The organism is Streptomyces sp. NPDC003635, from assembly GCF_053587635.1.
Map to the genome: position 1 here is coordinate 25200 of NZ_JBSFOK010000011.1, position 24858 is coordinate 50057.

Below are 24858 nucleotides of genomic sequence, written 5' to 3' on the forward strand. Positions count from 1 at the left end.
GCGCGTAGCGGGCGTACACCCCTGCCGCGTCCCCTCCCCGTCGGCGGCGCCTGCCGCTCCGCCCGGCGACACGCGTCACCCGCGGGCAGTCGTACGACCGCGGAGGCCCCGGCGGCGCCGTACCGGCCGCGGCCTGCACTGCGGGCGCGCGCCGTACATGCCATGGCCTGCACCGCGGGCGCGCGCTGTACGGGCCGCGGCCTGCACCGTTGGCGCACGCCGTACGAGCCGCCGCGCGCGCCACGCAAGCCGCCGCCCTCACCTCAGGCACCTCTCGAACATCCGCGCGCCCCGAGATAGCCTCCCGACATGGCGAACGGTCAGTGGTATCCCCCGGAGTGGCCCGACCGCATCCGCGCGCTCGCGGACGGGGCCCTCACCCCGGTGACGCCCAAGCGCGCCGCCACGGTCATGCTGCTCAGGGACACCGACAGCGGGCCCGCCGTTCACATGCTGCGCAGACGGGCCTCCATGGCCTTCGCGGGCGGGGCCTACGCCTACCCCGGCGGCGGGGTCGACCCCCGCGACGACGAGCGGCACGTCCGCTGGGCGGGCCCCACGCGCGCGTGGTGGGCCGAGCGGCTCGGCGTGGACGAGGCGGGCGCGCAGGCCATCGTGTGCGCCGCCGTGCGGGAGACGTACGAGGAGGCCGGTGTCCTGCTCGCCGGTCCCGCGCCCGACTCCGTCGTCGGCGACACCACCGGGCCCGACTGGGAAGAGGACCGCGCCGCCCTCGTCGCCCGCGATCTCTCCTTCGCCGAGTTCCTCGACCGCCGAGGCCTCGTCCTGCGCTCCGATCTGCTCGGCGCCTGGACCCGCTGGATCACCCCGGAGTTCGAGAGCCGCCGCTACGACACCTGGTTCTTCGTCGCCGCCCTCCCGGAGGGCCAGCGCACGCGCAACGCCTCCACGGAAGCCGATCGCACGGTGTGGACCCGGCCCGACGAGGCGGCTCGGTCGTACGACCGCGGCGAGCTGCTGATGATGCCGCCCACCATCGCCACCCTGCGCCAGCTCGCCCCCTACGGCACGGCCGCCGAGGCGCTCGCCGCCGCCCCCGCGCGGGACATGACGCCCGTGCTGGCGGAGGCCCGACTGGAGGGCGGCGAGATCGTGCTGTCCTGGCCGGGGCACGACGAGTTCACCAAGCACATCCCGACCACACCGACCGGTGGAGCCCCCGCATGACGGACGCAAGCACTCTTCCCGGCCAGCCGCGGGGCGGGGTTCTCTCGGGCCCCGCCACCCCGCGCGCGGTGAACGTCCTCGCGCCCAACGCCTCCGCGATGACCCTGGACGGCACGAACACCTGGATCCTGTCCGAGCCCGACTCCGCGCTCGCCGTCGTGGTCGACCCCGGTCCGCTCGACGAGGGCCACCTGCGGCACGTCGTCGACACCGCCGAGCAGGCCGGCAAGCGCGTCGCCCTCACCCTGCTGACCCACGGCCACCCCGACCACGCCGAGGGCGCCGCCCGCTTCGCGGAGCTCACCGGCACCAAGGTGCGCGCCCTGGACCCCGCGCTGCGCCTCGGCGACGAGGGGCTGGGGGCGGGAGACGTCGTGCGGGTGGGCGGACTGGAGCTTCGGGTCGTGCCCACGCCCGGCCACACCGCCGACTCCCTGTGCTTCCATCTCCCGGCCGACCGGGCCGTGCTGACCGGTGACACCGTCCTGGGGCGCGGAACGACCGTCGTGGCCCATCCTGACGGCCGTCTCGGCGACTACCTCGACTCCCTGCGGCGGCTGCGCTCCCTCACGGTCGACGACGGTGTCCACACCGTGCTGCCGGGACACGGGCCGGTCCTCGACGACGCCCAGGGTGCCGTCGAGTTCTACCTCGCCCACCGCGCCCACCGCCTCGCCCAGGTCGAGACGGCGGTCGAGGACGGCTACGGCACGCCGGAGCAGGTCGTCGCCCATGTGTACGCCGACGTGGACCGCTCCCTGTGGCCGGCGGCGGAACTGTCGGTGCGGGCCCAGCTGGACTATCTCTCCGAGCACGGCCTCATCTAGGCCCGCTCCGGGGGCACCGGGCGAGCGCACGGTCTAGGCGGACTCCCCGGGGCGCGGCGCCTTCACGCCGTGCACGCGCGCGTACTCCTCGGCCAGCCAGGGGCCCAGGTCGTCGACGTACGACCGCAGGACGGCGGCGTCCCCGCTCGGCTCGTACCCGAGCACGGCCGCGGCGCGCATCGCGTCGGCGCGCTCCGGGTAGTACGACGCGAACGCCTCCGCCATCTCGTGCAGATCGCTCGTCCAGCCGTTCCAGCGGGGCATGACCAGCGTGAAACCGGTGCGGACCAGGTGGCGCGACATGAACCGTACGAGCGGCCTGCGGGCCTCCTCGGAGTCGGCCGCGCCGGCGATCCGCTCGCGCCAGCGGGGCAGCAGGCGGCCGAGATCACCGTTGGTCTCCCTCGCGAGCAGGGAGCCGGGGCGGTAGCGCGGGAGGAGCTCGGCCAGGTCCTCGCCGAGGAGAGGCGTGCAGAGGCAGCAGGCCACGAACCAGCCCATGTCGTACCGCTCCAGCTCGCTCAGCGCCTGCGCGCGGCTGTGCAGCAGCGTGCCGACCCCGTCGATCTGCCGGAACTCCTTGTCCAGCGCCTCACCGAGCACCCGGGCGTCCTCCCGGTCCCCGTCGGTCGGCTCCGCCCGCAGCACGACCAGCAGATCGAGATCGCTGCGCCCCACGCGCGCGGTACCGCGCGGAATCGAGCCGTAGAGGTACGCGCTGTGCAGCCGCGCCCCGAACCCGTCCAGCAGCCGGTCCCGCGCGGCGGTGACGACCGGACGGAAGTCGTGGGCAACACGCGCGAGCGATCCCTCCCGCTCGATGTACCCCTGTGCGTCGAGTCCCCTGCTGTGACGAGTACCGGCCATGGGCTCACTGTGCCCGGGGACCGGCCCCGACGCAGATGATTTACGGCGATGACGCGGGCGCGGCTGCGCCGAACGTGGCACGGTCCGCCGGTGGCGAGCCGATCCGGACCACACCTCGGGCCCGAACACGCACGAAGGGCCCCAGCCATGCGGCGGGACCCTTCGTAGGGGCTGTGCGGGCTAGCGGGAGCGCTTCGCGAGGCGTTCCACGTCCAGCAGGATCACCGCGCGGGCCTCCAGGCGGAGCCAGCCACGCTGGGCGAAGTCGGCCAGGGCCTTGTTGACCGTCTCGCGGGACGCGCCGACCAGCTGGGCCAGCTCTTCCTGCGTGAGGTCGTGGACGACGTGGATGCCCTCCTCCGACTGCACGCCGAAGCGGCGGGAGAGGTCCAGCAGCGCGCGCGCCACACGGCCGGGCACGTCCGAGAAGACCAGGTCGGACATCGCGTCGTTGGTGCGGCGCAGTCGGCGGGCGACGGCGCGCAGCAGCGCGGTGGCCACCTCGGGGCGGGCGTTCAGCCAGGGCTGGAGGTCGCCGTGGCCGAGGCCCAGCAGCTTGACCTCGGTCAGCGCGGTGGCGGTCGCCGTACGCGGGCCCGGGTCGAACAGCGACAGTTCGCCGATCAGCTCGCCGGGGCCGACGACGGCGAGCATGTTCTCGCGTCCGTCGGGGGAGGTGCGGTGGAGCTTGACCTTGCCCTCGGTGACGACATAGAGCCGGTCACCGGGGTCGCCCTCGTGGAAGAGGGAGTCCCCACGCGCGAGGGTCACCTCACTCATGGAGGCACGCAGCTCCGCGGACTGCTCGTCGTCGAGAGCCGCGAAGAGCGGGTTGCGCCGCAGAACGTCGTCCACGAGTTCTCTCCTTGTCGACCTGCTCAGGGGATCTTGCTTCCCCCTTGGTACCAGGGGACCGTGTTCCCCATCTTGCCGGACGGTCCAAACAGTGTGATCTGTCACAAGGATGCCGCACAGGTGTCCCGGGGTAAGCGGCAGGGGTCCAATTGGGGGCTGATCTTCAGGGCCCGGGGCGGATGTCGGTGCCGGGCTTTAGGCTGGCCGGGTGTCCAAATCGCCGGTGAGAGCACAGGCCAAGGGGGCTGGGCGGGTGGTTGTACGTCGTGATTCCGCTGTGGGCGAACAGGACCCCGGTGGCGGAAGGAAACCGGCAAAAGCGGCAAAGAAGGCTGCCGTGGCGAAGAAGGCCGTCGCTGCGAAGAAGACCGCCGTGAAGCCCTCGAAGGCCGAGTCCCGCACCGCCCTCGTCCGCCGGGCCCGCCGGATCAACCGCGAGCTCGCCGAGGTCTACCCGTACGCCCATCCGGAACTGGACTTCGAGAACCCCTTCCAGCTCCTGGTCGCCACGGTCCTGTCCGCCCAGACCACCGACCTGCGCGTCAACCAGACGACCCCGGCGCTCTTCGCCAAGTACCCCACCCCCGAGGACCTGGCCGCCGCCAACCCGGAGGAGGTGGAGGAGATCCTGCGCCCGTGCGGGTTCTTCCGCGCCAAGACCAGGTCGGTCATAGGGCTGTCCAAGGGTTTGACCGAGTTGTTCGGCGGTGAGGTGCCGGGCCGCCTCGAGGATCTGGTCAAGCTGCCCGGCGTCGGCCGGAAGACCGCCTTCGTGGTGCTCGGCAACGCCTTCGGACGGCCCGGGATCACCGTGGACACCCACTTCCAGCGGCTCGTACGGCGCTGGCAGTGGACCGAGCAGACCGACCCCGACAAGATCGAGGCCGAGATCGGCACGCTCTTCCCCAAGAGCGACTGGACGGACCTCTCGCACCACGTCATCTGGCACGGCCGCCGTATCTGCCACGCCCGCAAACCGGCCTGCGGCGCCTGCCCCATCGCCCCGCTCTGCCCCGCGTACGGCGAGGGCGAGACGGACCCGGAGAAGGCGAAGAAGCTGCTCAAGTACGAGAAGGGCGGCTTCCCGGGCCAGCGCCTGAAGCCCCCGCGGTCCTACCTGGACGCGGGCGGCCGGGCGGCACCGCCACTGGGGGCGACTGGATGACCGACCGGGACGGCAACGCACCGAAGGAGCGCGGGGAACCGCGCGACCAGCCGCGACGGCTCCGCGGCGGTCGGGCGGCAGGTTGCGGCACCCCCAGGGCAGGTTGCGGCACACCCAGGGCAGGTTGCGGCCCGCACGGGGCATGTGGCGGCATCTGTGGGGAACTGCCCGCCGGGCCGCGACGGCGCCGCCGCGGCGGGGCGGCAGGTTGCGGCCCGCACGGGGCATGTGGCGGCACTTCCGGGGAACTGGCCGCCGGGCCACGACGGCTCCGCGGCGGTCGGGCGGCAGGTTGCGGCACACCCAGGGCAGGTTGCGGCCCGCACGGGGCATGGGGCGGCACCCACGGGGAACTGGGCGACGGGTCGCCGCGACGGCTCCGCGGCGGCCGGACGGCATCTCGCGGCACTTCCAGCAGCGCGCCCACGTTGGAACGGGCAGGACGACGGGGGGTGCGATGACGCGCGCGAGCGAGACACAGGGCGGGCCGGTGGCGCTGAGCAAGGAGGGGCTGCCCGACTGGCTGGACCCGGTTGTGCGGGCGGTGGAGACCGTCGAGCCGCTGCAGCTGAGCCGGTTCCTGCCGCCGAAGAACGGCGCGGGCCGGCAGTCCGCCGTCCTGATCCTCTTCGGTGAGGGCGAGCGCGGCCCCGAGCTGCTGCTGATGGAGCGGGCCAGTTCCCTGCGCTCCCACGCGGGCCAGCCCTCCTTCCCCGGTGGGGCCCTCGACCCCGAGGACGGCGACCCGAAGGCCGACGGGCCGCTGCGGGCCGCTCTCCGCGAGGCCGAGGAGGAGACCGGGCTCGATCCGGCCGGCGTCCAGCTCTTCGGCGTCCTGCCCCGGCTGTACATCCCGGTCAGCGGCTTCGTGGTCACCCCCGTCCTCGGCTGGTGGCGCGAGCCCACCCCGGTCGGGGTCGTCGACCCGAACGAGACGGCCCGGGTCTTCACGGTCCCCGTGGCGGATCTCACGGACCCCGCCAACCGCGCCACCGCCGCTCACCCCAGCGGCCACCGAGGTCCGGCATTCCTGGTCGAATCGGCCCTCGTCTGGGGCTTCACCGCCGGGATCATCGACCGGTTGCTGCACTTCGCGGGCTGGGAGCGGCCCTGGGACCGGGAGAAGCAGGTCCCGCTGGACTGGCGGTCATGACAGGGTGGGCGCCGTGTTCTGTAATCCGGGGGGCCGGTAAGTGACGAGGCGAGGCTTGAAGCGGTGAACGTGCTGGACATCCTGCTGCTGGTCGCGGCGGTGTGGTTCGCCATCGTCGGCTACCGGCAGGGCTTCGTCGTCGGCATCCTGTCGGTGATCGGCTTCCTCGGGGGCGGCCTCGTCGCCGTCTACCTGCTCCCCGTGATCTGGGACGCCCTGACGGACAACTCCGAGGTGAGCACGACGGCCGCGGTCGTCGCCGTGGTCGTGGTCATCGTCTGCGCCTCCGTCGGCCAGGCCCTGACCACCCACCTCGGCAACAAGCTGCGCCGCTACATCACCTGGTCCCCGGCCCGCGCCCTGGACGCCACCGGCGGCGCCCTGGTCAACGTCGTCGCGATGCTCCTGGTCGCCTGGCTGATCGGCTCGGCGCTGGCCGGCACCACCCTGCCGACGCTCGGCAAGGAGGTCCGCAACTCCAAGGTGCTGCTCGGAGTGTCCCGGGCGCTGCCCGCGCAGGCCGACACATGGTTCGCGGACTTCTCCTCGGTCCTCGCGCAGAACGGCTTCCCGCAGGTCTTCAGCCCGTTCTCCAACGAGCCCATCACCGACGTAAAGCCGCCCGACCCGGCGCTCGCCAACAGTGCCGTGGCCACGCGCGCGAAGCGATCCATCGTCAAGGTCGTGGGCACGGCGGACAGTTGCGGCAAGGTCCTGGAGGGCACCGGCTTCGTCTTCGCCGACCGCCGGGTGATGACCAACGCCCATGTGGTGGGCGGCGTCGACGAACCCACCGTCCAGATAGGCGGAGAGGGCCGCAAGTACGACGCGCAGGTCGTGCTCTACGACTGGAAGCGCGACATCGCCGTGCTCGACGTACCGGATCTCGACGCGCCCGCGCTGGAGTTCACCACCGACGACGCCCGCAGCGGCGACGACGCGATCATCGCCGGCTTCCCGGAGAACGGCGCCTACGACGTCCGCGCCGCCCGCGTCCGCGGCCGCATCCCGGCCAACGGCCCGGACATCTACCACCGAGGCACCGTGCACCGCGACGTGTACTCGCTGTACGCGACCGTCCGCCAGGGCAACTCCGGCGGCCCGCTGCTCACGCCCGAGGGCAAGGTGTACGGCGTGGTCTTCGCGAAGTCCCTCGACGACGCCGACACCGGCTACGCGCTCACCGCGGACGAGATCCAGGAGGACATCGCCGCCGGACGTACCGCGAACCAGCAGGTGGACAGCGACAGCTGCGCGCTGTAGCCCTGGGGCCCGGCGGGGTCAGCCGCGGGGGTGGCGCAGGCGTACCGAGACCCAGCGGGCCCGGCGGCGCAGGATGCGCGGAATGCCCACCCGGAGGTCGGTGCCCGCCATCTGCGGAGCGGCGCCTCCCTGGTGGGGGCTCAGGGCGTTGCCCGAGCGTCGGTTGCGTGCTGCGTCACTGTAGTCGTGCGTCCAGCCCATACCCCGACGTGTGCCCCCGCCCCAAGGTCGATAACCGCCCCCAGGGCCCCCAATTGGCCTATGCGCCGGGCAATTGGCTGTTCGTAGTACTGATGTTCAGATCCGCATACCGGGCGCGTCGGAACGGTCACCGATCGGGTTCGGGATCCTTCAGCCAATTGACCAGTTCGGCCGAGAACGCGACCGGATCCTCTTCGTGGGGGAAGTGGCCGAGTCCGTCGAACAGGCGCCAGCGGTAGGGGGCTTCGACGTACTCGCCGGAGCCGGCCGCGCTGCGGGTGCGCATCACGGGGTCGAGCGAGCCGTGCAGATGCAGGGTCGGCACCCGGACGGGCCGCTTCATCCGGCGGTTGAACTGGATGCCGTCGGGGCGGGCCAGCGAGCGGACCATCCAGCGGTACGGCTCGATCGAGCAGTGCGCGGTGGAGGGGATGCACATCGCGCGGCGGTACGTGTCCACCGCGTCGTCCTCCGGCAGCCGTGGGCCCGACCAGTCCCGGACCAGCCGGCCGACCAGCGCCCCGTCCTCGGCGGTGAGCTGGCGCTCGGGGATCCAGGGGCGCTGGAATCCCCAGATGTAGGAGCCGGCGGCGGTCTGCTTGACGTCCGAGAGCATCGCCGAGCGCCAGCGCCGCGGATGGGGCATGGACGCGACAGCGAGCCGCCGTACGAGCTTCGGGCGCATCACGGCCGCCGTCCACGCCAGATAGCCGCCCAGGTCGTGCCCGACGAGGGCGGCGTCCGGCTCGCCGAGGGAGCGGATCACCCCGGTGATGTCGAGCGCCAGGTTGGCCGGGTCGTAACCGCGTGGGGTGCGGTCGCTGCCGCCGACGCCCCGCAGGTCCATGGCGACGGCCCGGAACCCGGCGTCGGCCAGGGCCGGCAGCTGGTGCCGCCAGGTCCACCAGAACTGCGGGAAGCCGTGCAGGAGCAGGACCAGCGGCCCGTCACCCATCTCGGCGATGTGGAAGCGCGCGCCGTTGGCGGCCACGTCCCGATGGGTCCAGGGACCGTCGAGTCGTACGACCGAGGCGGGTTGCGCCGTAGGGGTGAGGGCCGGGTCCGTCATGACGTCGAGCGTGCCACAGCCTCGATGGCCGCGGGCGACCGGTCCTCCAGGGCCGGCACCGGGCGCGGATGCGGCTTGGCCTTCTGCAGGACTCCCGCGCTCTCCTTCATCGACGCGGCCACCTTCTGCGGGCCCTGGCTCTTCTTGGCCTTCTTCGCGAAGACCACGCCGATGAGGGCGAGCACGACGGCGACGAGCACGTTCGCCGCGAACGACAGCAGGAAACAGATCGCGAGATTCCAGTCGCTCCAGGTCCGAATGCCGTACGCCAGCGCGAAGTTGAGCATCGGCAGGGAGAACACCAGCACCCCGCCCGCCACCATGAACGCGCCGCCACTGGTGGCGCCGCGCTTGACGTCCTGCTTCAGCTGGGCCTTGGCCAGCGCGATCTCGTCGTGCACCAGCGCCGACATCTCGGTCGTCGCCGAGGCGAACAGCTGGCCGATGCTGCGTTCGGCGCCGACCGGGCTGCCGTCGGGTGCGCTCATCGCGTTCTCCCTCTTCTGACCATGTGGGTGAGACTCGTCTTTTGTACCGTCCCGTCAGATCATGCCCGACGGTCGTTGTCCTCGCCTGCCCCACCCGTCACTTCGGCAAGCCGCTCTCGCTCGGCGGCCTTCAGTTCGGCGAGCCGGCGGTGCTCGGCGGCCTTGCGGTCGTGGATGGCGGCCATCCGCAGGTGGTACTCCGGGTCGTCCTGCTCGTAGACGTCCGGGATGCCGGACATGTCCTCGTCCCGCTCCTCCGCCTCCACCATCCGGCGGTATCGGGCGTTCCTGATCTTCAGCAGCACCGACGCCAGCGTCGCCGCGATGAGGGAGCCCATCAGTACGGCGGCCTTGACCTCGTCCGTCATCGCCGTCTCGCCCTCGAAGGCGAGCTCGCCGATGAGCAGCGAGACGGTGAAGCCGATCCCGGCCAGCGTCGCCACCGCGAACACATCGGCCCAGGCCAGATCGTCGCTGAGGGAGGCCTTGGTGAACCGCGCCGTCAGCCAGGTGCCGCCGAAGATGCCCACCGCCTTGCCGACCACCAGCCCGAGGACGACACCCAGGGTCTCCGGCTGCCTGAACACATCGCCGAGCGCCCCGCCGGAGAGGGTGACACCTGCGCTGAACAGCGCGAACAGCGGTACCGCGAGCCCTGCCGAGAGCGGCCGGACCAGGTGCTCGATGTGCTCGCCGGGGGAGTGCTCCTCGCCCTCGCGCGGGGTGCAGCGCAGCATCAGGCCCATGGCGACACCGGCGATGGTGGCGTGGACGCCGCTGTTGTACATGAGCGCCCAGATCACGAGCGCCAGCGGAACGTACACGTACCAGCCCCGTACGCCCTTGCGGAGCAGCAGCCAGAAGACGGCGAGGCCGAGCAGGGCGCCGCCGAGCGCGGCGAAGTTCAGCTTCTCGGTGAAGAAGACCGCGATGATCAGGATGGCGAAGAGGTCGTCGACGACCGCCAGGGTGAGCAGGAAGGCGCGCAGGGCGCTCGGCAGGGAGGTGCCGATGACGGCGAGCACGGCGAGCGCGAAGGCGATGTCGGTGGCCGTGGGCACGGCCCAGCCGTCCATGGAGCCGCCGCCGCTGAGGTTGGTGAGCACGTAGACGAGCGCCGGTACGGCCATCCCGCACAGCGCGGCCACCACCGGCAGGACGGCGGCCTTGGGGTCCCGCAGATCACCGGCGACCAGCTCGCGCTTGAGCTCGATGCCGGCGACGAAGAAGAAGATCGCGAGCAGTCCGTCGGCGGCCCAGTGCGCGACCGACAGATCCAGGCCCAGTGCCTCGGGGCCGAGGTGGTAGTGGCTGACGCTCTGGTAGCTGTCGCTCAGCCCGGGAACGTTCGCCCAGACCAGTGCGGCGACGGCGGCGATGAGCAGCAGCACACCACCGACGGTCTCGGTGCGCAGCGCGTCCGCGACGAAGGTCCGTTCCGACAGGGTGAGCCGGTCTAGGACCTTGCGGGGGGTGCTGGGCGCGGGCACGGGGACCTCCGGTGGTGGGGCAGCACAAACACTTGCCGACCAGACTTCCCGGCGCACCTTTTGGGGACTTACTTTTTGCTTAGCCTACCTAACGTACGGCGGTGGCGCACATGCGGGATCCCGCCCCGGGCACGGGAAAACGCCCGGCACGCGTCGTGCCGGGCGTTTCCGCGGTGACGGCTGTCAGTCCTCGCTCGGTGCCGCCGGCAGCTTGGCCTGGATGAGCTGCATGACGCTGCTGTCGGTCAGGGTGGTGACGTCACCGAGCTCGCGGTTCTCCGCGATGTCCCGCAGCAGTCGGCGCATGATCTTGCCGGAGCGGGTCTTGGGCAGCTCCGCCACCGGCAGGATGCGCTTGGGCTTGGCGATCGGGCCGAGGGTGGCGCCCACGTGGTCGCGCAGCTCGGCCACCAGGCCGTCGGTCTCCGCCGCCGTACCCCTGAGGATCACGAAGGCGACTATGGCCTGGCCGGTCGTCTCGTCCGCGGCGCCGACCACGGCCGCCTCGGCGACCGAGGGGTGGGAGACCAGGGCGGACTCGACCTCGGTGGTGGAGATGTTGTGCCCGGAGACGAGCATGACGTCGTCGACGCGGCCGAGCAGCCAGATGTCGCCGTCGTCGTCCTTCTTCGCGCCGTCACCGGCGAAGTACTTGCCCTCGAACCGCGACCAGTAGGTGTCGAGGAACCGCTGGTCGTCGCCCCAGATGGTGCGCAGCATCGACGGCCACGGCTCGGTCAGCACCAGGTAGCCACCGCCGCCGTCGGGGACCTCGTTCGCCTCGTCGTCGACGACGGTCGCGGAGATGCCCGGCAGCGGGGTCTGCGCCGAGCCGGGCTTGGTGGCGGTGACGCCGGGCAGCGGCGAGATCATCATCGCGCCGGTCTCGGTCTGCCACCAGGTGTCCACGATCGGGGTGCGGTCGCCGCCGATGTGCTTGCGGTACCAGATCCACGCCTCGGGGTTGATCGGCTCACCGACCGACCCGAGCACCCGCAGGCTGCTCAGGTCGAACTTCGCGGGGATGTCGTCGCCCCACTTCATGAACGTACGGATGGCGGTGGGCGCCGTGTACAGGATCGTCACCCCGTACTTCTGCACGATCTCCCAGAACCGGCCCTGGTGGGGGGTGTCGGGGGTGCCCTCGTACATCACCTGGGTGGCGCCGTTGGCCAGCGGCCCGTACACGATGTACGAGTGCCCGGTGACCCAGCCGACGTCGGCGGTGCACCAGTAGACGTCGGTCTCGGGCTTGAGGTCGAAGACGGCGTGGTGGGTGTACGACGCCTGGGTGAGGTAGCCGCCGGAGGTGTGCAGGATGCCCTTCGGCTTCCCCGTGGTGCCCGAGGTGTAGAGGATGAACAGCGGCTGCTCGGCGTTGAACGCCTCCGGCGCGTGCTCGGCGGACTGCCGCTCCACGACCTCGTGCCACCACACGTCCCGGCTGTCGTCCCAGGCGACCTCCTGGCCGGTGCGCCGGACCACGAGGACGTGCTCGACGTTGCCGGCCTTGGAGACGGCCTCGTCGACGGCCGGCTTCAGCGCCGAGGGCTTGCCGCGCCGGTAGCCGCCGTCGGAGGTGATGACGACACGGGCGTCGGCGTCCTGGATACGGGTCGCGAGCGCGTCGGCGGAGAAGCCGCCGAAGACGACCGAGTGGGCGGCGCCGATCCGGGCGCACGCGAGCATGGCGACCGCCGTCTCGGGGATCATCGGCATGTAGACGGCGACCCGGTCACCCTGTCGCACACCGAGCTCCAGCAGGGCGTTCGCGGCCTTGGAGACCTCGTCCTTGAGCTGGGCGTAGGTGATCGCGCGACTGTCGCCGGGCTCCCCCTCGAAGTGGATGGCGACCCGGTCCCCGAGCCCGGCCTCGACATGCCGGTCCACGCAGTTGTACGCGACGTTGAGCTCGCCGTCCTTGAACCACTTCGCGAACGGCGGGTTCGACCAGTCCAGCGTCTCCGTCGGCTCCTTGGCCCAGGTCAGCCGACGGGCCTGCTCGGCCCAGAAGCCGAGCCTGTCAGCCTTGGCCCGCTCGTACGCCTCCGCGGTGACGTTGGCGTGCTCGGCCAGGTCAGCGGGCGGCGCGAAGCGTCGCTCCTCCTTCAAGAGGTTGGCCAGGCTTTCGTTGCTCACGACATCTCCCTTTCCCAGGGTGTCCGTTGTGTCCCAGGCCACAGCTCATCAGACCCGGGGGCCCGGTGACAAGGGCCGACGGGAAATTGGTTTAGACCTGTGCGCGGCCCTGTCCACGGCCGTGGTCCGGCAGTCGGTGTCATCCGTACCCACGGACGCTGACCTGGCGGAGTTCAGTCGCTGTAACGCCTTTCACAACCCGCCCCCGCCGCTCAGGCGGACAGGTCGGCCGCCCGCACGTGATCGAACACCTGGTCCTCGTCCGACCCGGCGAGCAGATACGCCTGTGCCTCACCCACGTGGAAGTACATTCCGTGCAGCTCCAGTACCCCGTCCCGCAGCGCCTGGGACACCGACTCATGGGCTCGCAGATGCTCCAACTGCTGCACCACATTGGTCAGGCACAGCTGCTCGACCGCGTCGGCCGGCGCCCGCCCCGCCAGCCGGGCCCCCGGGCGCCCTTCCTCGGCCATGCGCTCCAGACTCGGCAGCCCGTGCCGCAGCCACCGCTTGAGAGGGGTCCGTGCACCGCCCGGCTCGGAGTTCAGCAGTGCCTGCATCGCCCCGCACCCGGAGTGCCCGCACACCGTGATGGAGCGCACCTTCAGCACGTCCACCGCGTACTCGATCGCGGCCGCCACCGAGTCGTCCCCGCTCTCCTCGCCCGGAAGCGGCACCAGGTTGCCCACATTGCGCACCACGAACAGATCTCCCGGACCACTGGAGGTGATCATCGAGGTGACCAGGCGTGAGTCGGCGCAGGTGAGGAACAGCTGGGAGGGCCGCTGCCCCTCGCGCGCCAGCCGGGCCAGCTCACCGCGCACCAGGGGAGCGGTGTGGCGCTGGAACGCGCTGATGCCACGCGCCAGTTCATGCCCGCTCGGCCCCTGGCCGGGTCCGGGCGCGTCCGCCTCGACGTCCCCGCCGGGCGCGTCCGGGCGCGCGCCGGGCGACGGTGCCGGGTCCGGGCGCTCGCACTGGTGGTTGCGCCAGGGCGTCCAGGGACGGCACCGGCAACCGGTGGAGGCGGCCAGGTCGGCGGCGCCCGCCTCGGTGTGCGAGGTGGTGGGAACGCCGGGCTCGGCGATCCGCAGGCCCGCACGGCGGCCCGTGATCTCGACGGAACCGCCCTGCGCGGTGTGCGAGTTCTGCCAGTCCTGGAGTGTCTCGTACGCCGCGTGATCCATGAAGGACCCGTCCAACTCCACCACGGCACCGGCCCCTTGGGGCACGAGGTGCAGGGCTCGGCTGAGCCGCGGCACGGCGAGGAAGGTCAACTGGCCACGGACGTGTACGTGATGGACTCCTTCCTTCTCCTCATGGGTGATACGGGTGCGGGCGAGGCGGTGCAGGGAGACGGCGACGGCCACGGCGATCCCCAGCGTCACGCCCTCCAGGACGCCGAAGAAGACCACGCCGGCGGTGGTGACGGCGTAGACCAGCACTTCCCGGTGACGGGTCACCGTGCGGATGTGGTGCAGGGACACCATCTGGATGCCGACGGCCATCACCAGGGCGGCGAGCGAGGCGAGCGGGATGAGCTCCAGGAGCGGGACCATCAGCAGCGTGGCGACTACTACGAGAGCGCCGTGCAGCATCGTGGAGTTCCGGCTCACGGCACCGGCGTGCACATTCGCCGTACTTCTCACCGCGACCCCCGCCACGGGCAGTCCGCCGAGGCCACCGGAGACGATGTTGGCGGCGCCCTGTCCGAGCAGTTCGCGGTCGAGGTCGGACCGGCCGACACGGACGGGAAGTCCGGGACGGGCGGCGACCATCTTGTCGGTGGCGACCGCCCCGAGCAGGGACTGCACACTGCACACCAGGGTGGTGGTCAGCACGGCGGCCACGAGTCCGAGCACCGGGCCCTCGGGGAGTCCGGCCAGGGCGTGGCTGCTCCAGGACGGCAGGTCGACCTTGGGCAGCCGCAGTCCGGCGAGTGAGGCGGTCGCCGTCGCGCCGGCGACGGCGACGAGGGCGGCCGGGACCTTCCGCAGCAGCCGTCCGGCCCGGCCGGGCAGGCGCGGCCAGAGCAGCAGCAGCGCGAGGGTGAGGGCGCTCACCGACACGGCGGCCGGATGCAGGTCGGCCAATTGGGCGGGCAGAGCGAGCAGGTTGTCGGGGACGGAGCTCTGGGGAGTGCCGCCGAGGACGATGTGCAGCTGAGCGACGGCGATGGTGACGCCGATGCCCGCGAGCATGCCGTGCACGATGGCGGGGCTGACGGCGAGCGCGGTGCGCGCCACGCGCAGGCAGCCCAGGCCCAGTTGGGCGAGCCCGGCGAGGACGGTGATGGCGCAGGTCGTGCGCCAGCCGTAGCGCTGGATGAGGTCGGCGGTGACCACCGTGAGACCGGCGGCGGGGCCGCTGACCTGGAGCGCGGAGCCGCCGAGCCGGCCGACCACGAGCCCGCCCACGGCGGCGGCCACAAGCCCGGCCTGGAGGGGCGCGCCGGTGGCGAGGGCGATGCCGAGGGAGAGCGGCAGGGCGATCAGGAAGACGGCGATCGACGCGGAGACATCGGCGCCGGCGATCCGGAACCGGCGGGGACGGTGGGGCGGCGGACTGTGCGGCTCGTGGTCGCGCTCGGTCCGAGTGGGGTCGGTGGTACGTGTGGGGACGCAGGCTGACATGGTTTCCCGTCTCCTCCGGGGCAGCGCGGTCGCGGATGTGGTGGTCCCCCGTGGGATGCGGGGGCGGGTCGCGGCCGTGGGTCACGGCGTGCAGCGGCGGGATGTTTCAACGCTCAGTAAACGGATCGTAATGCAGAGTAAAGGAAGCGCATAGACTTTCCGGGCAAATGGGCGAATAGCTCACCCAGACGGGTGAAGTGGCCTTTTGGTCGGCTTGTCGTACTAATTCCTTCTCGGCCTCGTGCGACTTTGGCGGCGCTGTCGGCGCTTTCCGGCATATCGGCGGAAAACGCCCTATCCGCGTTGGCCTGAGAGAAGGAAGTAGGTGGGCGGAACATGGCCGCCACCCAGAGGATCGCCGCGGGCGCCGTGGTCGCCGCGGTCTGTGCCGCATCACTCGCCGGCTGCTCGATCGGCAGCGACGCCTCCCGGGCCGCGGCCCCCGGCCCGCAGAAGGAGAAGCCGGCCCAGGGCCCGCCCAAGAGCGTGGTCCGGCTGATCGGCGACGGCTCGACCGCCTACACCGGCGCCCAGCCGCACCTGCCCAGGCCCGAACGGCTGAAGCCCGGTCAGAAGCCGCCGCAGTTCGTGGTGTTCTCCTGGGATGGCGCGGGCGAGGACGGCCAGCGGCTGTTCTCCCACTTCCGCAAGGTCGCCAAGGACAACAACGCGACCATGACGTACTTCCTGAGCGGCGTGTACATGCTGCCCGAGCACAAGCGCGACCTGTACCGGCCGCCGCAGCACTCGCCCGGCCGCTCCGACATCGGCTTCAACGACGAGCAGGGCATCGCCGACACCGTGGAGCAGCTGCGCGGCGCGTGGCTGGAGGGCAACGAGATCGGCACCCACTTCAACGGCCACTTCTGCGGCAAGGGCGGCGGTGTCGGCGAGTGGTCCGTCGAGGAGTGGAAGGACGAGATCGCCCAGGCGAAGCAGTTCGTGAAGTCCTGGAAGACCAACACCGGGATGAGGAACTCCTCGCCGCTGCCCTTCGACTACGACAAGGAGCTCATCGGCGCCCGCACGCCCTGCCTCGAGGGCCAGAAGAACTTCATGCAGGCCGCCCGCGAGCTGGGATTCCGCTACGACACCAGCGGGGTCAACAACCAGGTCTGGCCGAAGAAGAAGGACGGCCTGTGGGACCTGTCGATGCAGCTCGTGCCGTTCCCCGGGCGCACTTTCGAGCAGCTGACCATGGACTACAACTTCATGGTCAACCAGTCCGGCACCACCAGCCAGGGTGACCCCGACAAGTACGAGTTCTGGGGCAACCAGATGCGCGACGGCCTCCTCCAGGGCTTCCAGCGCGCCTACGACGGCAACCGCGCCCCCCTGATCATCGGCAACCACTTCGAGTCCTGGAACGGCGGCACCTACATGCGCGCCGTCGAGGAGGTCATCGAGGGCGTGTGCACCAAGCCCGAGGTGCGCTGCGTCTCCTTCCGTCAGCTCGCCGACTGGCTGGACGCCCAGGACCCCGACGTGCTGGCCAAGCTCACCACCCTGACGGTCGGCGAGGCCCCGAGGCAGGGCTGGGAGTCCTTCCTCTCGGACCGCCCGGCCCCGGCCCCCAAGGGCGTGCCCGGGGCGCCGGCGGCCCGGCAGTAGCTCCGGCTCAGGCGGGAGCGGCGACGCTCTCGCCGAGTACGAAGGAGGGGTCGACCTGCGCGGCCAGGTCGGCCCCCGTCCGCTCGTTCCCCCACGACTGGGCGTTCTTCAGGTGGAAGTGCACCATCTGGCGCGTGTAGCGCTCCCAGTCACGCCCCTCGTACGTCGCGTCCGCCGCCTCCCGCAGCCGGTGCAGGGCGCGGCGGTTGACGTCCTCCAGGAGCTCGAACCGGGGCGGTCGGCCCTTCTCCATGGAACGCACCCAGGCCGAGTACCCCACCGTGACGAGCAGGTCGTCCCCCACTTCCGCGCGCAGGAAGTCGAGGTCCTCCTGACCGTGCACCTTGTTGCCGACGACCTTCAGTTCGACGCCGAAGTCACGGGCGTACTCCTTGTACTGGCGATAGACGGAGACCCCCTTCCGGGTCGGCTCGGCGACGAGGAACGTGATGTCGAAGCGGGTGAACATGCCGGAGGCGAAGGAGTCGGAGCCGGCGGTCATGTCCACCACGACGTACTCGCCCGGCCCGTCCACCAGGTGGTTCAGGCACAGCTCCACCGCCCCCGTCTTGGAGTGGTAGCAGGCGACCCCCAGGTCGGCGTCGGTGAAGGGGCCGGTGACCATCAAACGGACGGCGCCGCCGTCGAGTTCCACCGGCCGCGCGCAGGCGTCGTAGACCGGATTGGGCTCGCACACCCGCAGCAGCCGTGAGCCCTCGCCGGGCGGGGTCGTCTTGATCATGGTCTCGGTGGACGCGATGCGCGGGTTCGAGCCGCGCAGATAGTCCTTGATCAGCCGGAGCCGGTCGCCCATCGCGGGCAGCGCGGCCGCCTCGGCGTCGTCCAGGCCCAGCGCGGCACCCAGGTGCTGGTTGATGTCGGCGTCGATCGCGACCACCGGCGCCCCGGCCGCCGCGAGATGCCGGATGAACAGGGAGGACAGGGTCGTCTTGCCGCTGCCACCCTTCCCGACGAAAGCAATTTTCATGTTCAGTAAGGTAGTGGCGAGTCGGCGGCGCGGGATGGATTTGCGTGAAGAACGCCACTCGATCGTGGGGGCCGGCCGCCGGATGCGTAATGTCGTACTCATGAGTACGACAGGCGCGACCGCCGATCCGCTCGCCGCCCTGGGTGCGCTGCCCGGTGTGGCCGACTCCGTGGAGTCCGTGCGCAAGGCCGTGGACCGGGTCTACGGACACCGGATCATGCGGCGGCGCAGCAACGAGATCACCTCCGAGGCGGCGCTGCGCGGCGCCCGGGGTTCGGCGGCGCTCTCCGGTGCCGACTGGGCCCTGGAGGAGGTGCGCCGCCGCACCGACTTCAGCGGTGACGACGAGGCGCGCGTCATGGGCGCCGCCCTGCGGCTGACCGCCGAGGCGGGCCAACTGCTGTCCATCTGGCGCCAGTCGCCGCTGCGGGTGCTGGCCCGGCTGCACCTGGTGGCGGCGGCGACCAACGGCCCGGAGGTCGGGCGTCCGCGTCAGGCGGGCGAGCCGGTCGACGAGCCCCTCGTGGAACTGCCGCCGCCGAGCGCCGCGGAGGTCCACGGCCGGCTGGACGGCCTGTCCGAGCTGATCATCGCGGGCGGCTCGGCCCCGGCGCTGGTGACCGCCGCCGTCGTGCACGGTGAGCTGCTGGCGCTGCGCCCCTTCACCTCGCACAACGGCCTCGTCGCTCGGGCTGCCGAGCGGATCGTGCTGGTGGGCAGCGGACTCGACCCGAAGTCCGTCTGCCCCTCGGAGGTCGGCCACGCCGAACTCGGCCGCGCCGCCTATCTCGCGGCGCTCGAAGGCTACGTCTCCGGCACTCCCGAGGGCATGGCCGCCTGGATCGCCCACTGCGGCAAGGCGGTCGAGCTGGGCGCGCGCGAGTCGACGGCGGTGTGCGAGGCGCTGCAGCGCGGAGCCGCGTAAAAGCCCCTGACAAAGGGTTGCGGCGGTACGAGGATTCGTACCGCCGCTGGCATGTTCACCGGGTTACCAAGCGTCCTCGATATATTGCCCATCAGGCCGGGGACTTTGCCCGTCACCTGGTGCGGCTGGCCCGTAATCGACGGGTCGACGTCGCGTGGGTGCCCGGTGTTCATGCTCGGTCCGTGGGGCCAATTGCGTTTTTAAGGTGATCCTCTCGGATGTCCTTGGTCTCGCGGGCCGTTGACTCCTTTCTACTCCGACTCCGGAGCAAGCGGAAGTCCTGGCCGCTGTTCTTTACTTTTGGGCCCAAACCTGAGTCAAACGGGCACCGGCCGGTCGGATCGCTCCACGGTCCGGCGTCGGCGCAGGTCAGGCCAGCGCCGTGCGGCGCCTGCTGGCGTACCAGACGAGCCCGGCGGTGGCCGCCGCGGCACCTATGGCGGCGGCCGCGACGAGCGCCGGACGGGCCGGGACGGAGAGCGCGGGCAGCCGCTGCTTGAGCCGTACCGGGCGGTGGAAGTCGAGAATCGGCCACCCGCGCAAGAGTGCCTCTCGGCGCAGCGCCCGGTCCGGGTTCACGGCATGCGGATGACCGACGGACTGGAGCATGGGCAGGTCGGTCGCCGAGTCGCTGTAGGCGTAGCACCGGGAGAGGTCGTACCCCTCGGACTCGGCCAGCTCCCTGATGGCTTCCGCCTTCGTCGGGCCGTACGCGTAGTACTCCACCTCGCCGGTGAAGCAGCCGTCGTCCCCCACGACCATGCGGGTGGCCACCACGCGGTCGGCGCCGAGCAGTTCGCCGATCGGCTCGACCACCTCGGCGCCCGAGGTGGACACGATCACGACGTCGCGTCCTGCCGTGTGGTGCTCCTCGATGAGGGAGGCGGCCTCGTCGTAGATGATCGGGTCGATCAGGTCGTGCAGGGTCTCGGCGACGATCTCCTTGACCTGCTGGACGTTCCAGCCGCGGACGAGCGCGGAGAGGTACTCGCGGGTGCGCTCCATCTGGTCATGGTCCATACCGCCCACCCGGAAGACGAACTGAGCGTAGGCGGTCCGCAAGGCGGCCCTGCGGTTGATCAGTCCGCCTTGGTAGAAGGACTTGCTGAACGTGAGCGTGCTCGACTTCGCAATGACCGTCTTGTCCAGATCAAAGAAGGCCGCTGTGCGGGGCAAGGAGTGGTTTTCCACGACCCCGAGCATAGGCGCAGCCCATTCGGCGTAAGGTGGGGCGCGTGGGTTTGCCTGAGAGGGCTCTCGGGTACACCATGGAAGTCACGGATCGTTCGCGACCGTGCTAACCCGGCCCGACTCCTCCCCCCCCGAGTCGGCCGTGGGGACGACCCCCGCTCTCCCCCCCGGCGGGGGTCGTCGCATGTCCGGACGGGTTTTCTCTCCCTTACGCGGCCGCAGGGCCGATCCGAGGCGGCTGCGGCCGCCCTTTAGTCATGCCCAGGATTCGTCACTCTGCGTAGTCGCTGCGCTGCTCTGTGGAAGTCCACCCGGGGCCGGTGCGAACCCCGTGCGCACCCCGTACTGAGGTCACCGGTATGGGTGACAGCGATATTCACAACCACTGAGTTGTCCACAGTTATCGACCAAGATCCACACGATTTCCGGCATCGCTGCACCGTGATTCCAACGCGCCCCACCGAGCCGACTTCATGGCCGGTTGCGGTTAGTCGGGCGTGTTTTGGCCGGTTCGTATCGGCCGCTCATATGGAGACCGGTTGCCGGTTCTTCACACGTTCGGGAATCGCGGGGCCGCAGGGGCCGCGCGGAAGAAGCAGCGAAGGGGGAGAGAAGTGGCCGCAGCCGTCACAAAGGAACCACCGCCCGCCGCCTCCGGTCGGCCGGGGGCACCACTGATCGTCACCGAGGACGCCGATCTGCTGGACGACCTGCTGCGCCTGTGCGCGGCGGCGGGCGCCACGCCCGAGGTTCATCACGGCGTCCCGGAACCGCACGGAAACTGGGAGGCCGCGCCGCTCGTCCTGGTCGGCGACGACGCCGCACGCCGGGTGCGCGGAGCCGCCCGCAGACGCGGGGTGGTGCTGGTCGGCCGGGACCAGGACGACTCCGGGGTCTGGCGGCGGGCCGTCGAGATCGGCGCCGACCATGTCCTGATGCTTCCCGACGGGGAGCAGTGGCTGGTCGACCGGATCGCCGACGTCGCCGAGGGCGTGGGCAGGCCCGCGCTCACCGTCGGCGTCATCGGCGGGCGGGGCGGCGCGGGGGCGTCCACGCTCGCGTGCGCCCTCGCCGTCACCTCCGCGCGGGAGGGGCTGCGCACCCTGCTCGTGGACGCCGATCCTCTGGGCGGCGGGCTCGACGTACTCCTCGGCGGCGAGACGGCTGAAGGACTGCGCTGGCCGGCTTTCGCCGCCTCGCGCGGGCGGGTCGGCGGCGGCGCCCTGGAGGAGTCGCTGCCCGAGCTGCACTCGCTGCGGGTGCTCAGCTGGGACCGCGGGGACTGTGTCGCCGTCCCGCCGCAGGCCGTACGGGCGGTGCTGGCCGCCGCCCGGCGCCGGGGCGGCACCGTCGTGGTCGACCTGCCGCGCCGGATCGACGACGGCGTCGCCGAGGCGCTCGCCCAGCTCGACCTCGGCCTCCTCGTCGTCCCCGGCGAACTGCGCGCCGTGGCGGCGGCCGGGCGGGTGGCCTCCGCGGTCGGCATGGTGCTCGGGGATCTGCGGGTGGCGGTGCGCGGACCGTACGCCCCCGGCCTCGACGACCGCGAGGTGGCCCGTCTCCTCGGGCTCCCGTTGGCCGGAGAGGTGCCGGTCGAGGCCGGCCTGCGCCGCGCGCACGAGAGCAGGACGCCACCCGCCGCGGCGGGCCGGGGCCCACTGGCGCGCTTCTGCCGGGAGTTCTGGGAGCGGGCACTGGTGGAGGCGGGGCCGGCATGACCGTGTTCCCGGGACGTGAGGCGCCACCCGCCTCGGGCGGGGCCGATCTGACGCCGGCGCTGCTCGACGGAGTGCGGCGCAGGCTGGCGGAGAGCGGGGCCGAGCCGACGCCCGCGCGCGTGGCACAGGCGCTGCGCGAGCAAGGGCGGGTGCTGGGGGACGCCGAAGTTCTGGGCGCCGCCGAGCAGTTGCGGTCCGAGCTGGTCGGCAGCGGACCACTCGAACCGCTGCTCGCCGATCCCTCGGTGACCGATGTACTCGTGTCCGCCCCGGACCGGGTCTGGGTGGACCGCGGCGGCGGCCTCGAACTGACCGGGGTGCGCTTCCCCGACGCGGCCGCCGTACGGCGCCTCGCGCAGCGCCTGGCCGCCGTGGCCGGACGCCGCCTGGACGACGCGCGGCCCTGGGCCGACGCCCGGCTGCCCGACGGGACCCGGCTGCACGCCGTGCTGCCCCCGGTGGCCGTCGGCTGCGCCTGCCTGTCCCTTCGGGTCGTACGGCCGCGCGCCTTCACGCTCGACGAGCTGATGGCCGCGGGCACGGTGCCGCCGGGCGGGGACCGGGTGCTGCGGGCGCTGATGGAGGCACGGCTGTCCTTCCTCATCAGCGGCGGCACCGGGAGCGGCAAGACCACGCTGCTGAGCGCGCTGCTCGGCCTCGTCGGGCCGGGCGAACGGATCGTGCTCGCCGAGGACTCCGCGGAGCTGCGGCCCGACCACCCGCACGTCGTACGGCTGGAGAGCAGACCCGCCAATCAGGAGGGCGCGGGGCTCGTCACGCTCCAGGACCTGGTCCGCCAGGCACTGCGGATGCGGCCGGACCGGCTGGTCGTGGGGGAGGTGCGCGGGCCGGAGGTGGTCCATCTGCTGGCCGCGCTGAACACGGGCCACGAGGGCGGCTGCGGCACTTTGCACGCCAACGCGGCGGCCGATGTGCCGGCCCGGCTCGAGGCACTCGGCACGGCGGCCGGGCTCGACCGGGCCGCGCTGCACAGCCAGTTGGCGGCCGCGCTGTCGGTGGTCCTGCATCTCGTACGGGGGCGCGACGGGCGACGCCGGATCGCCGAGGTGCAGGTACTGGAGCGGGACACCTCCGGGCTGGTGCGGACGGTGCCGGCCCTGCGGTGGCGGGCGGGGGCGTTCATGGCGGAGCGGGGGTGGGGCCGGTTGCGGGGGCTGCTCCGGGACGGGGGCTTCGATCTGGGGAGCGGGGAGCGTGATGGGTGAGACGGCGATGGGCGGCCCTTCGACAGGCGCGGCCGTGGTCGTGGCGGGTGCTGCTCTGTGGCTGCTGAGCGGGCGGGACACCGGGGCGCGGCGGGCTCGGTTGCTGATGGCCGGAGGCGGAGCGCTGGGTGCCGCGCCGCCCGCCCGGCGGTTGGCGGTCGAGGAACTGCGGCGGATCCGGAGGCGGTTGCGGGCCGAGTGGTGGGCGGTGGTCGTCGGGCTCGGGCTCGCGGTGCTCGGGGCGTCGGTGCTGCCGCTGATCGCCGGGGCGGCCGGGGTGCCGTTGCTGCGGCGGGTGCGGGTGGCCGGCCAGGGGCGGCGGGCACGGGAACGGCGCGGCGACGCGGTGATCGCGCTCTGCGCGGCGCTCGCCGGGGAGGTGCGCGCGGGACGGCAGCCGGGCGAGGCGCTGCTGCGTGCGGCGCGGGACTCCGGCGGGCTGGGTGACGCCCAGACGGCGGTACTGGCGGCCGCGCGGTTCGGAGGGGAGGTACCGGGCGCCCTGGCCGCGGCGGCACGGCAGCCGGGTGCCGAGGGGCTGCGCGGACTCGCCGCGTGCTGGCGGGTGGCCGTGGATCAGGGCGCGGGCCTCGCGGCCGGACTCGACCGGCTCGAAGCGGCGCTACGGGCCGAGCGGGACCAACGTGCGGACCTGCGAGCGCAGTTGGCGGGCGCCCGGTCCACCGCACTGATGCTCGCCGGTTTGCCCGTCCTGGGGCTGCTCCTGGGCGCGGTCATGGGCGCCGATCCGCTGCGGGTGCTGCTGCACACCGGGGCGGGGCTGGGGTGCCTGTTCGCCGGTGGGGTCCTGGAAGGGGTGGGGGTTTGGTGGGCGCTGCGGATTGTCCGGGGGGCGGAGGGGGTGTGAGAGGCGGGCGGGGGTTGGAGGGCCAAGGGGGTGTGAGAGGGCGGCTGGGGTTCGAGGAGGCGACGGGGTTCGCGGAGGCGATGGGTTGTACGTCGGAGGTCCGGTGAGGAGGGGCTGTGAGTGCGGAAGTTGTCCACAGGCTGGGGGTTGTTGTGGGGATGGCGCTGGGCCTGGTGTGGCTGGTGCGGTGGGTGAGCGCCGTGCGGCGTGAGCGAAGGGTTCGGCGGCGGTTGGTCGGGCTCGTGACGGCTGGGGCGGTGGTTCCGGTCGCGCCGAGGTTCGACGTACGGGGCCTGGTGCGGCGGTGGGTTCCCGCCGTGGCCGTGGGGTGCGCCGGGTGGGTGTTGGTGGGAGGTGTCGCGGGGGTCGGGGTGGGACTGGTCGGCGCGGTCGCCGTGGACCGGTGGGGCGGGCGGCGCGCGGCCTCCGTGGACGACGAGCACGACGCCGCCGAGACGGCCCGGCAACTTCCCCTCGCCGCCGATCTGTTGGCGGCCTGTGTCGCCGCCGGCGCCGGACCGGTGATCGCGGCGCAGGCCGTGGGCGAGGCGCTGGGCGGTCCGGTGGGGGAGGCGCTGGCGCGAGGTGCGGCGGAGGTGCGGCTGGGCGGCGAACCGGGCGAGGCCTGGCGGAAGTTGGCGGCACTCCCCGGGGCCGGTGATCTGGCGCGGCTGCTGGAGCGTGCCGATGTTTCTGGGCTTCCGGCGGCCGGACCGGCCGCACGGCTGGCGGCGGACGCCCGCGCGACCTGGGCGCGCAGCGCTACGGCCCGGGCGCGGCGGGCGGCGGTCATGGTCTCCGCGCCGGTGGGGCTGTGCTTCCTGCCCGCCTTCATCGCGGTGGGTGTTCTGCCGGTGGTGATCGGGCTGGCGGACGGGGTGCTGGGAGGGGGTGGTGGATGACGAGAGAACGGTTTGGAGCGGCTGTCGGCGCTGAGGAGGCGACGGCACAGACGGGGCGACGGCATTCGTTCGGCACGCGGCATTCGTAGGC

The 24858-nt window shown here is 72.1% G+C and carries 21 protein-coding genes; 11 read left to right on the forward strand and 10 right to left on the reverse strand.

Annotated features, from left to right (window positions below; translation table 11 throughout):
• Positions 1–309 precede the first annotated feature (309 nt).
• Both ACWDRW_RS13180 and ACWDRW_RS13185 read left to right on the forward strand, forming a co-directional pair.
• Entirely contained in the window at positions 310–1188 is an 879-nt protein-coding gene (locus tag ACWDRW_RS13180) for an NUDIX hydrolase (RefSeq protein ID WP_451722748.1), read from the forward strand.
• Complete coding sequence (locus tag ACWDRW_RS13185; protein WP_451722750.1) at positions 1185–2015, forward strand: MBL fold metallo-hydrolase; 831 nt, start codon at positions 1185–1187, stop codon at positions 2013–2015. The genes ACWDRW_RS13180 and ACWDRW_RS13185 overlap by 4 nt, the downstream gene beginning before the upstream one ends.
• Before the next feature lie 33 nt (positions 2016–2048).
• Here the strand turns inward: ACWDRW_RS13185 and ACWDRW_RS13190 are convergent, their stop codons facing one another.
• Together ACWDRW_RS13190 and ACWDRW_RS13195 are read right to left on the reverse strand one after the other, a co-directional pair.
• Positions 2049–2882, reverse strand: coding sequence for a nucleotidyltransferase domain-containing protein (locus tag ACWDRW_RS13190; protein ID WP_451722752.1), 834 nt, complete (start codon positions 2880–2882; stop codon positions 2049–2051).
• 180 nt (positions 2883–3062) lie between these two features.
• Positions 3063–3737 carry a Crp/Fnr family transcriptional regulator gene (locus tag ACWDRW_RS13195; protein ID WP_015658871.1) on the reverse strand — a complete coding sequence of 225 codons (675 nt, stop codon included), beginning with the start codon at positions 3735–3737 and terminating at the stop codon, positions 3063–3065.
• A gap of 253 nt (positions 3738–3990) precedes the next feature.
• Between ACWDRW_RS13195 and nth the strand changes: the two genes are divergently transcribed.
• The 3 genes from nth (at position 3991) to ACWDRW_RS13210 (ending at position 7318) form a co-directional block, all read left to right on the forward strand.
• Positions 3991–4902: an endonuclease III gene (gene nth / locus ACWDRW_RS13200; protein WP_451722754.1), complete on the forward strand. Its 912-nt coding sequence runs from the start codon at positions 3991–3993 to the stop codon at positions 4900–4902.
• 457 nt (positions 4903–5359) lie between these two features.
• Complete coding sequence (locus ACWDRW_RS13205) at positions 5360–6055, forward strand: NUDIX hydrolase (protein WP_451722756.1); 696 nt, start codon at positions 5360–5362, stop codon at positions 6053–6055.
• A 63-nt stretch (positions 6056–6118) separates the two neighbouring features.
• Positions 6119–7318 carry a MarP family serine protease gene (locus ACWDRW_RS13210; protein WP_451722758.1) on the forward strand — a complete coding sequence of 400 codons (1200 nt, stop codon included), beginning with the start codon at positions 6119–6121 and terminating at the stop codon, positions 7316–7318.
• A gap of 18 nt (positions 7319–7336) precedes the next feature.
• Here ACWDRW_RS13210 and ACWDRW_RS13215 read toward each other — a convergent pair whose 3' ends face one another.
• From ACWDRW_RS13215 to ACWDRW_RS13240, 6 genes are all read right to left on the reverse strand, one after another.
• The gene (locus tag ACWDRW_RS13215; RefSeq protein WP_451722759.1) at positions 7337–7519 is read right to left on the reverse strand and encodes a hypothetical protein; all 183 of its coding nucleotides are present in this window, start codon (positions 7517–7519) and stop codon (positions 7337–7339) included.
• A gap of 127 nt (positions 7520–7646) precedes the next feature.
• Entirely contained in the window at positions 7647–8588 is a 942-nt protein-coding gene (locus ACWDRW_RS13220) for an alpha/beta fold hydrolase (protein WP_451722761.1), read from the reverse strand.
• Entirely contained in the window at positions 8585–9076 is a 492-nt protein-coding gene (locus tag ACWDRW_RS13225) for a phage holin family protein (RefSeq protein WP_451722763.1), read from the reverse strand. The genes ACWDRW_RS13220 and ACWDRW_RS13225 overlap by 4 nt, the downstream gene beginning before the upstream one ends.
• A gap of 59 nt (positions 9077–9135) precedes the next feature.
• Positions 9136–10566, reverse strand: coding sequence for a Na+/H+ antiporter NhaA (nhaA, locus tag ACWDRW_RS13230; RefSeq protein ID WP_451722765.1), 1431 nt, complete (start codon positions 10564–10566; stop codon positions 9136–9138).
• 183 nt (positions 10567–10749) lie between these two features.
• On the reverse strand, positions 10750–12705 hold the full coding sequence (gene acs, locus ACWDRW_RS13235; RefSeq protein WP_451722767.1) for an acetate--CoA ligase: 1956 nt from the start codon (positions 12703–12705) through the stop codon (positions 10750–10752).
• A 212-nt stretch (positions 12706–12917) separates the two neighbouring features.
• The gene (locus tag ACWDRW_RS13240) at positions 12918–15338 is read right to left on the reverse strand and encodes a bifunctional SulP family inorganic anion transporter/carbonic anhydrase (protein WP_451722768.1); all 2421 of its coding nucleotides are present in this window, start codon (positions 15336–15338) and stop codon (positions 12918–12920) included.
• A 336-nt stretch (positions 15339–15674) separates the two neighbouring features.
• Between ACWDRW_RS13240 and ACWDRW_RS13245 the strand changes: the two genes are divergently transcribed.
• A complete protein-coding gene (locus ACWDRW_RS13245) occupies positions 15675–16949 on the forward strand; it encodes a hypothetical protein (RefSeq protein ID WP_451722770.1) in 1275 nt (424 codons plus the stop codon).
• Positions 16950–16956: 7 nt separating this feature from the next.
• Here ACWDRW_RS13245 and ACWDRW_RS13250 read toward each other — a convergent pair whose 3' ends face one another.
• The gene (locus ACWDRW_RS13250) at positions 16957–17937 is read right to left on the reverse strand and encodes an ATP-binding protein (RefSeq protein WP_451722772.1); all 981 of its coding nucleotides are present in this window, start codon (positions 17935–17937) and stop codon (positions 16957–16959) included.
• Between the two features lie 100 nt (positions 17938–18037).
• Here ACWDRW_RS13250 and ACWDRW_RS13255 point away from each other — a divergent pair, with 100 nt between their 5' ends.
• Positions 18038–18862, forward strand: a complete 825-nt coding sequence (locus ACWDRW_RS13255) for an oxidoreductase (protein WP_451722774.1) — start codon at positions 18038–18040, stop codon at positions 18860–18862.
• Between the two features lie 369 nt (positions 18863–19231).
• On the opposite strand, the gene ACWDRW_RS13260 is transcribed toward ACWDRW_RS13255, so the two are convergent.
• Positions 19232–20065 (reverse strand): HAD family hydrolase, encoded by an 834-nt coding sequence (locus tag ACWDRW_RS13260; protein WP_451722775.1) that lies wholly within the window; start codon positions 20063–20065, stop codon positions 19232–19234.
• Between the two features lie 602 nt (positions 20066–20667).
• Between ACWDRW_RS13260 and ssd the strand changes: the two genes are divergently transcribed.
• The 4 genes from ssd (at position 20668) to ACWDRW_RS13280 (ending at position 24767) form a co-directional block, all read left to right on the forward strand.
• Complete coding sequence (gene ssd / locus ACWDRW_RS13265) at positions 20668–21771, forward strand: septum site-determining protein Ssd (RefSeq protein ID WP_451722776.1); 1104 nt, start codon at positions 20668–20670, stop codon at positions 21769–21771.
• The gene (locus tag ACWDRW_RS13270; RefSeq protein ID WP_451722779.1) at positions 21768–22997 is read left to right on the forward strand and encodes a TadA family conjugal transfer-associated ATPase; all 1230 of its coding nucleotides are present in this window, start codon (positions 21768–21770) and stop codon (positions 22995–22997) included. Before ssd ends, ACWDRW_RS13270 begins: the two co-directional genes overlap by 4 nt.
• Positions 22990–23865 carry a type II secretion system F family protein gene (locus tag ACWDRW_RS13275; RefSeq protein WP_451722780.1) on the forward strand — a complete coding sequence of 292 codons (876 nt, stop codon included), beginning with the start codon at positions 22990–22992 and terminating at the stop codon, positions 23863–23865. Before ACWDRW_RS13270 ends, ACWDRW_RS13275 begins: the two co-directional genes overlap by 8 nt.
• A 116-nt stretch (positions 23866–23981) precedes the next feature.
• Positions 23982–24767: a type II secretion system F family protein gene (locus ACWDRW_RS13280; protein ID WP_451722781.1), complete on the forward strand. Its 786-nt coding sequence runs from the start codon at positions 23982–23984 to the stop codon at positions 24765–24767.
• The last annotated feature ends 91 nt before the right edge of the window (positions 24768–24858 follow it).

Excerpts from the sequence above, each read along its gene's own strand:
- ACWDRW_RS13180 (WP_451722748.1), top strand. The coding sequence starts at position 310 with ATGGCGAACGGTCAGTGGTATCCCCCGGAGTGGCCCGACCGCATCCGC.
- ACWDRW_RS13185 (WP_451722750.1), top strand. The coding sequence starts at position 1,185 with ATGACGGACGCAAGCACTCTTCCCGGCCAGCCGCGGGGCGGGGTTCTC.
- ACWDRW_RS13190 (WP_451722752.1), bottom strand. The coding sequence starts at position 2,882 with ATGGCCGGTACTCGTCACAGCAGGGGACTCGACGCACAGGGGTACATC.
- ACWDRW_RS13205 (WP_451722756.1), top strand. The coding sequence starts at position 5,360 with ATGACGCGCGCGAGCGAGACACAGGGCGGGCCGGTGGCGCTGAGCAAG.
- ACWDRW_RS13215 (WP_451722759.1), bottom strand. The coding sequence starts at position 7,519 with ATGGGCTGGACGCACGACTACAGTGACGCAGCACGCAACCGACGCTCG.
- ACWDRW_RS13220 (WP_451722761.1), bottom strand. The coding sequence starts at position 8,588 with ATGACGGACCCGGCCCTCACCCCTACGGCGCAACCCGCCTCGGTCGTA.
- ACWDRW_RS13225 (WP_451722763.1), bottom strand. The coding sequence starts at position 9,076 with ATGAGCGCACCCGACGGCAGCCCGGTCGGCGCCGAACGCAGCATCGGC.
- ACWDRW_RS13240 (WP_451722768.1), bottom strand. The coding sequence starts at position 15,338 with ATGTCAGCCTGCGTCCCCACACGTACCACCGACCCCACTCGGACCGAG.
- ACWDRW_RS13245 (WP_451722770.1), top strand. The coding sequence starts at position 15,675 with ATGGCCGCCACCCAGAGGATCGCCGCGGGCGCCGTGGTCGCCGCGGTC.
- ACWDRW_RS13250 (WP_451722772.1), bottom strand. The coding sequence starts at position 17,937 with ATGAAAATTGCTTTCGTCGGGAAGGGTGGCAGCGGCAAGACGACCCTG.
- ACWDRW_RS13255 (WP_451722774.1), top strand. The coding sequence starts at position 18,038 with ATGAGTACGACAGGCGCGACCGCCGATCCGCTCGCCGCCCTGGGTGCG.
- ACWDRW_RS13260 (WP_451722775.1), bottom strand. The coding sequence starts at position 20,065 with ATGCTCGGGGTCGTGGAAAACCACTCCTTGCCCCGCACAGCGGCCTTC.
- ACWDRW_RS13270 (WP_451722779.1), top strand. The coding sequence starts at position 21,768 with ATGACCGTGTTCCCGGGACGTGAGGCGCCACCCGCCTCGGGCGGGGCC.
- ACWDRW_RS13275 (WP_451722780.1), top strand. The coding sequence starts at position 22,990 with ATGGGTGAGACGGCGATGGGCGGCCCTTCGACAGGCGCGGCCGTGGTC.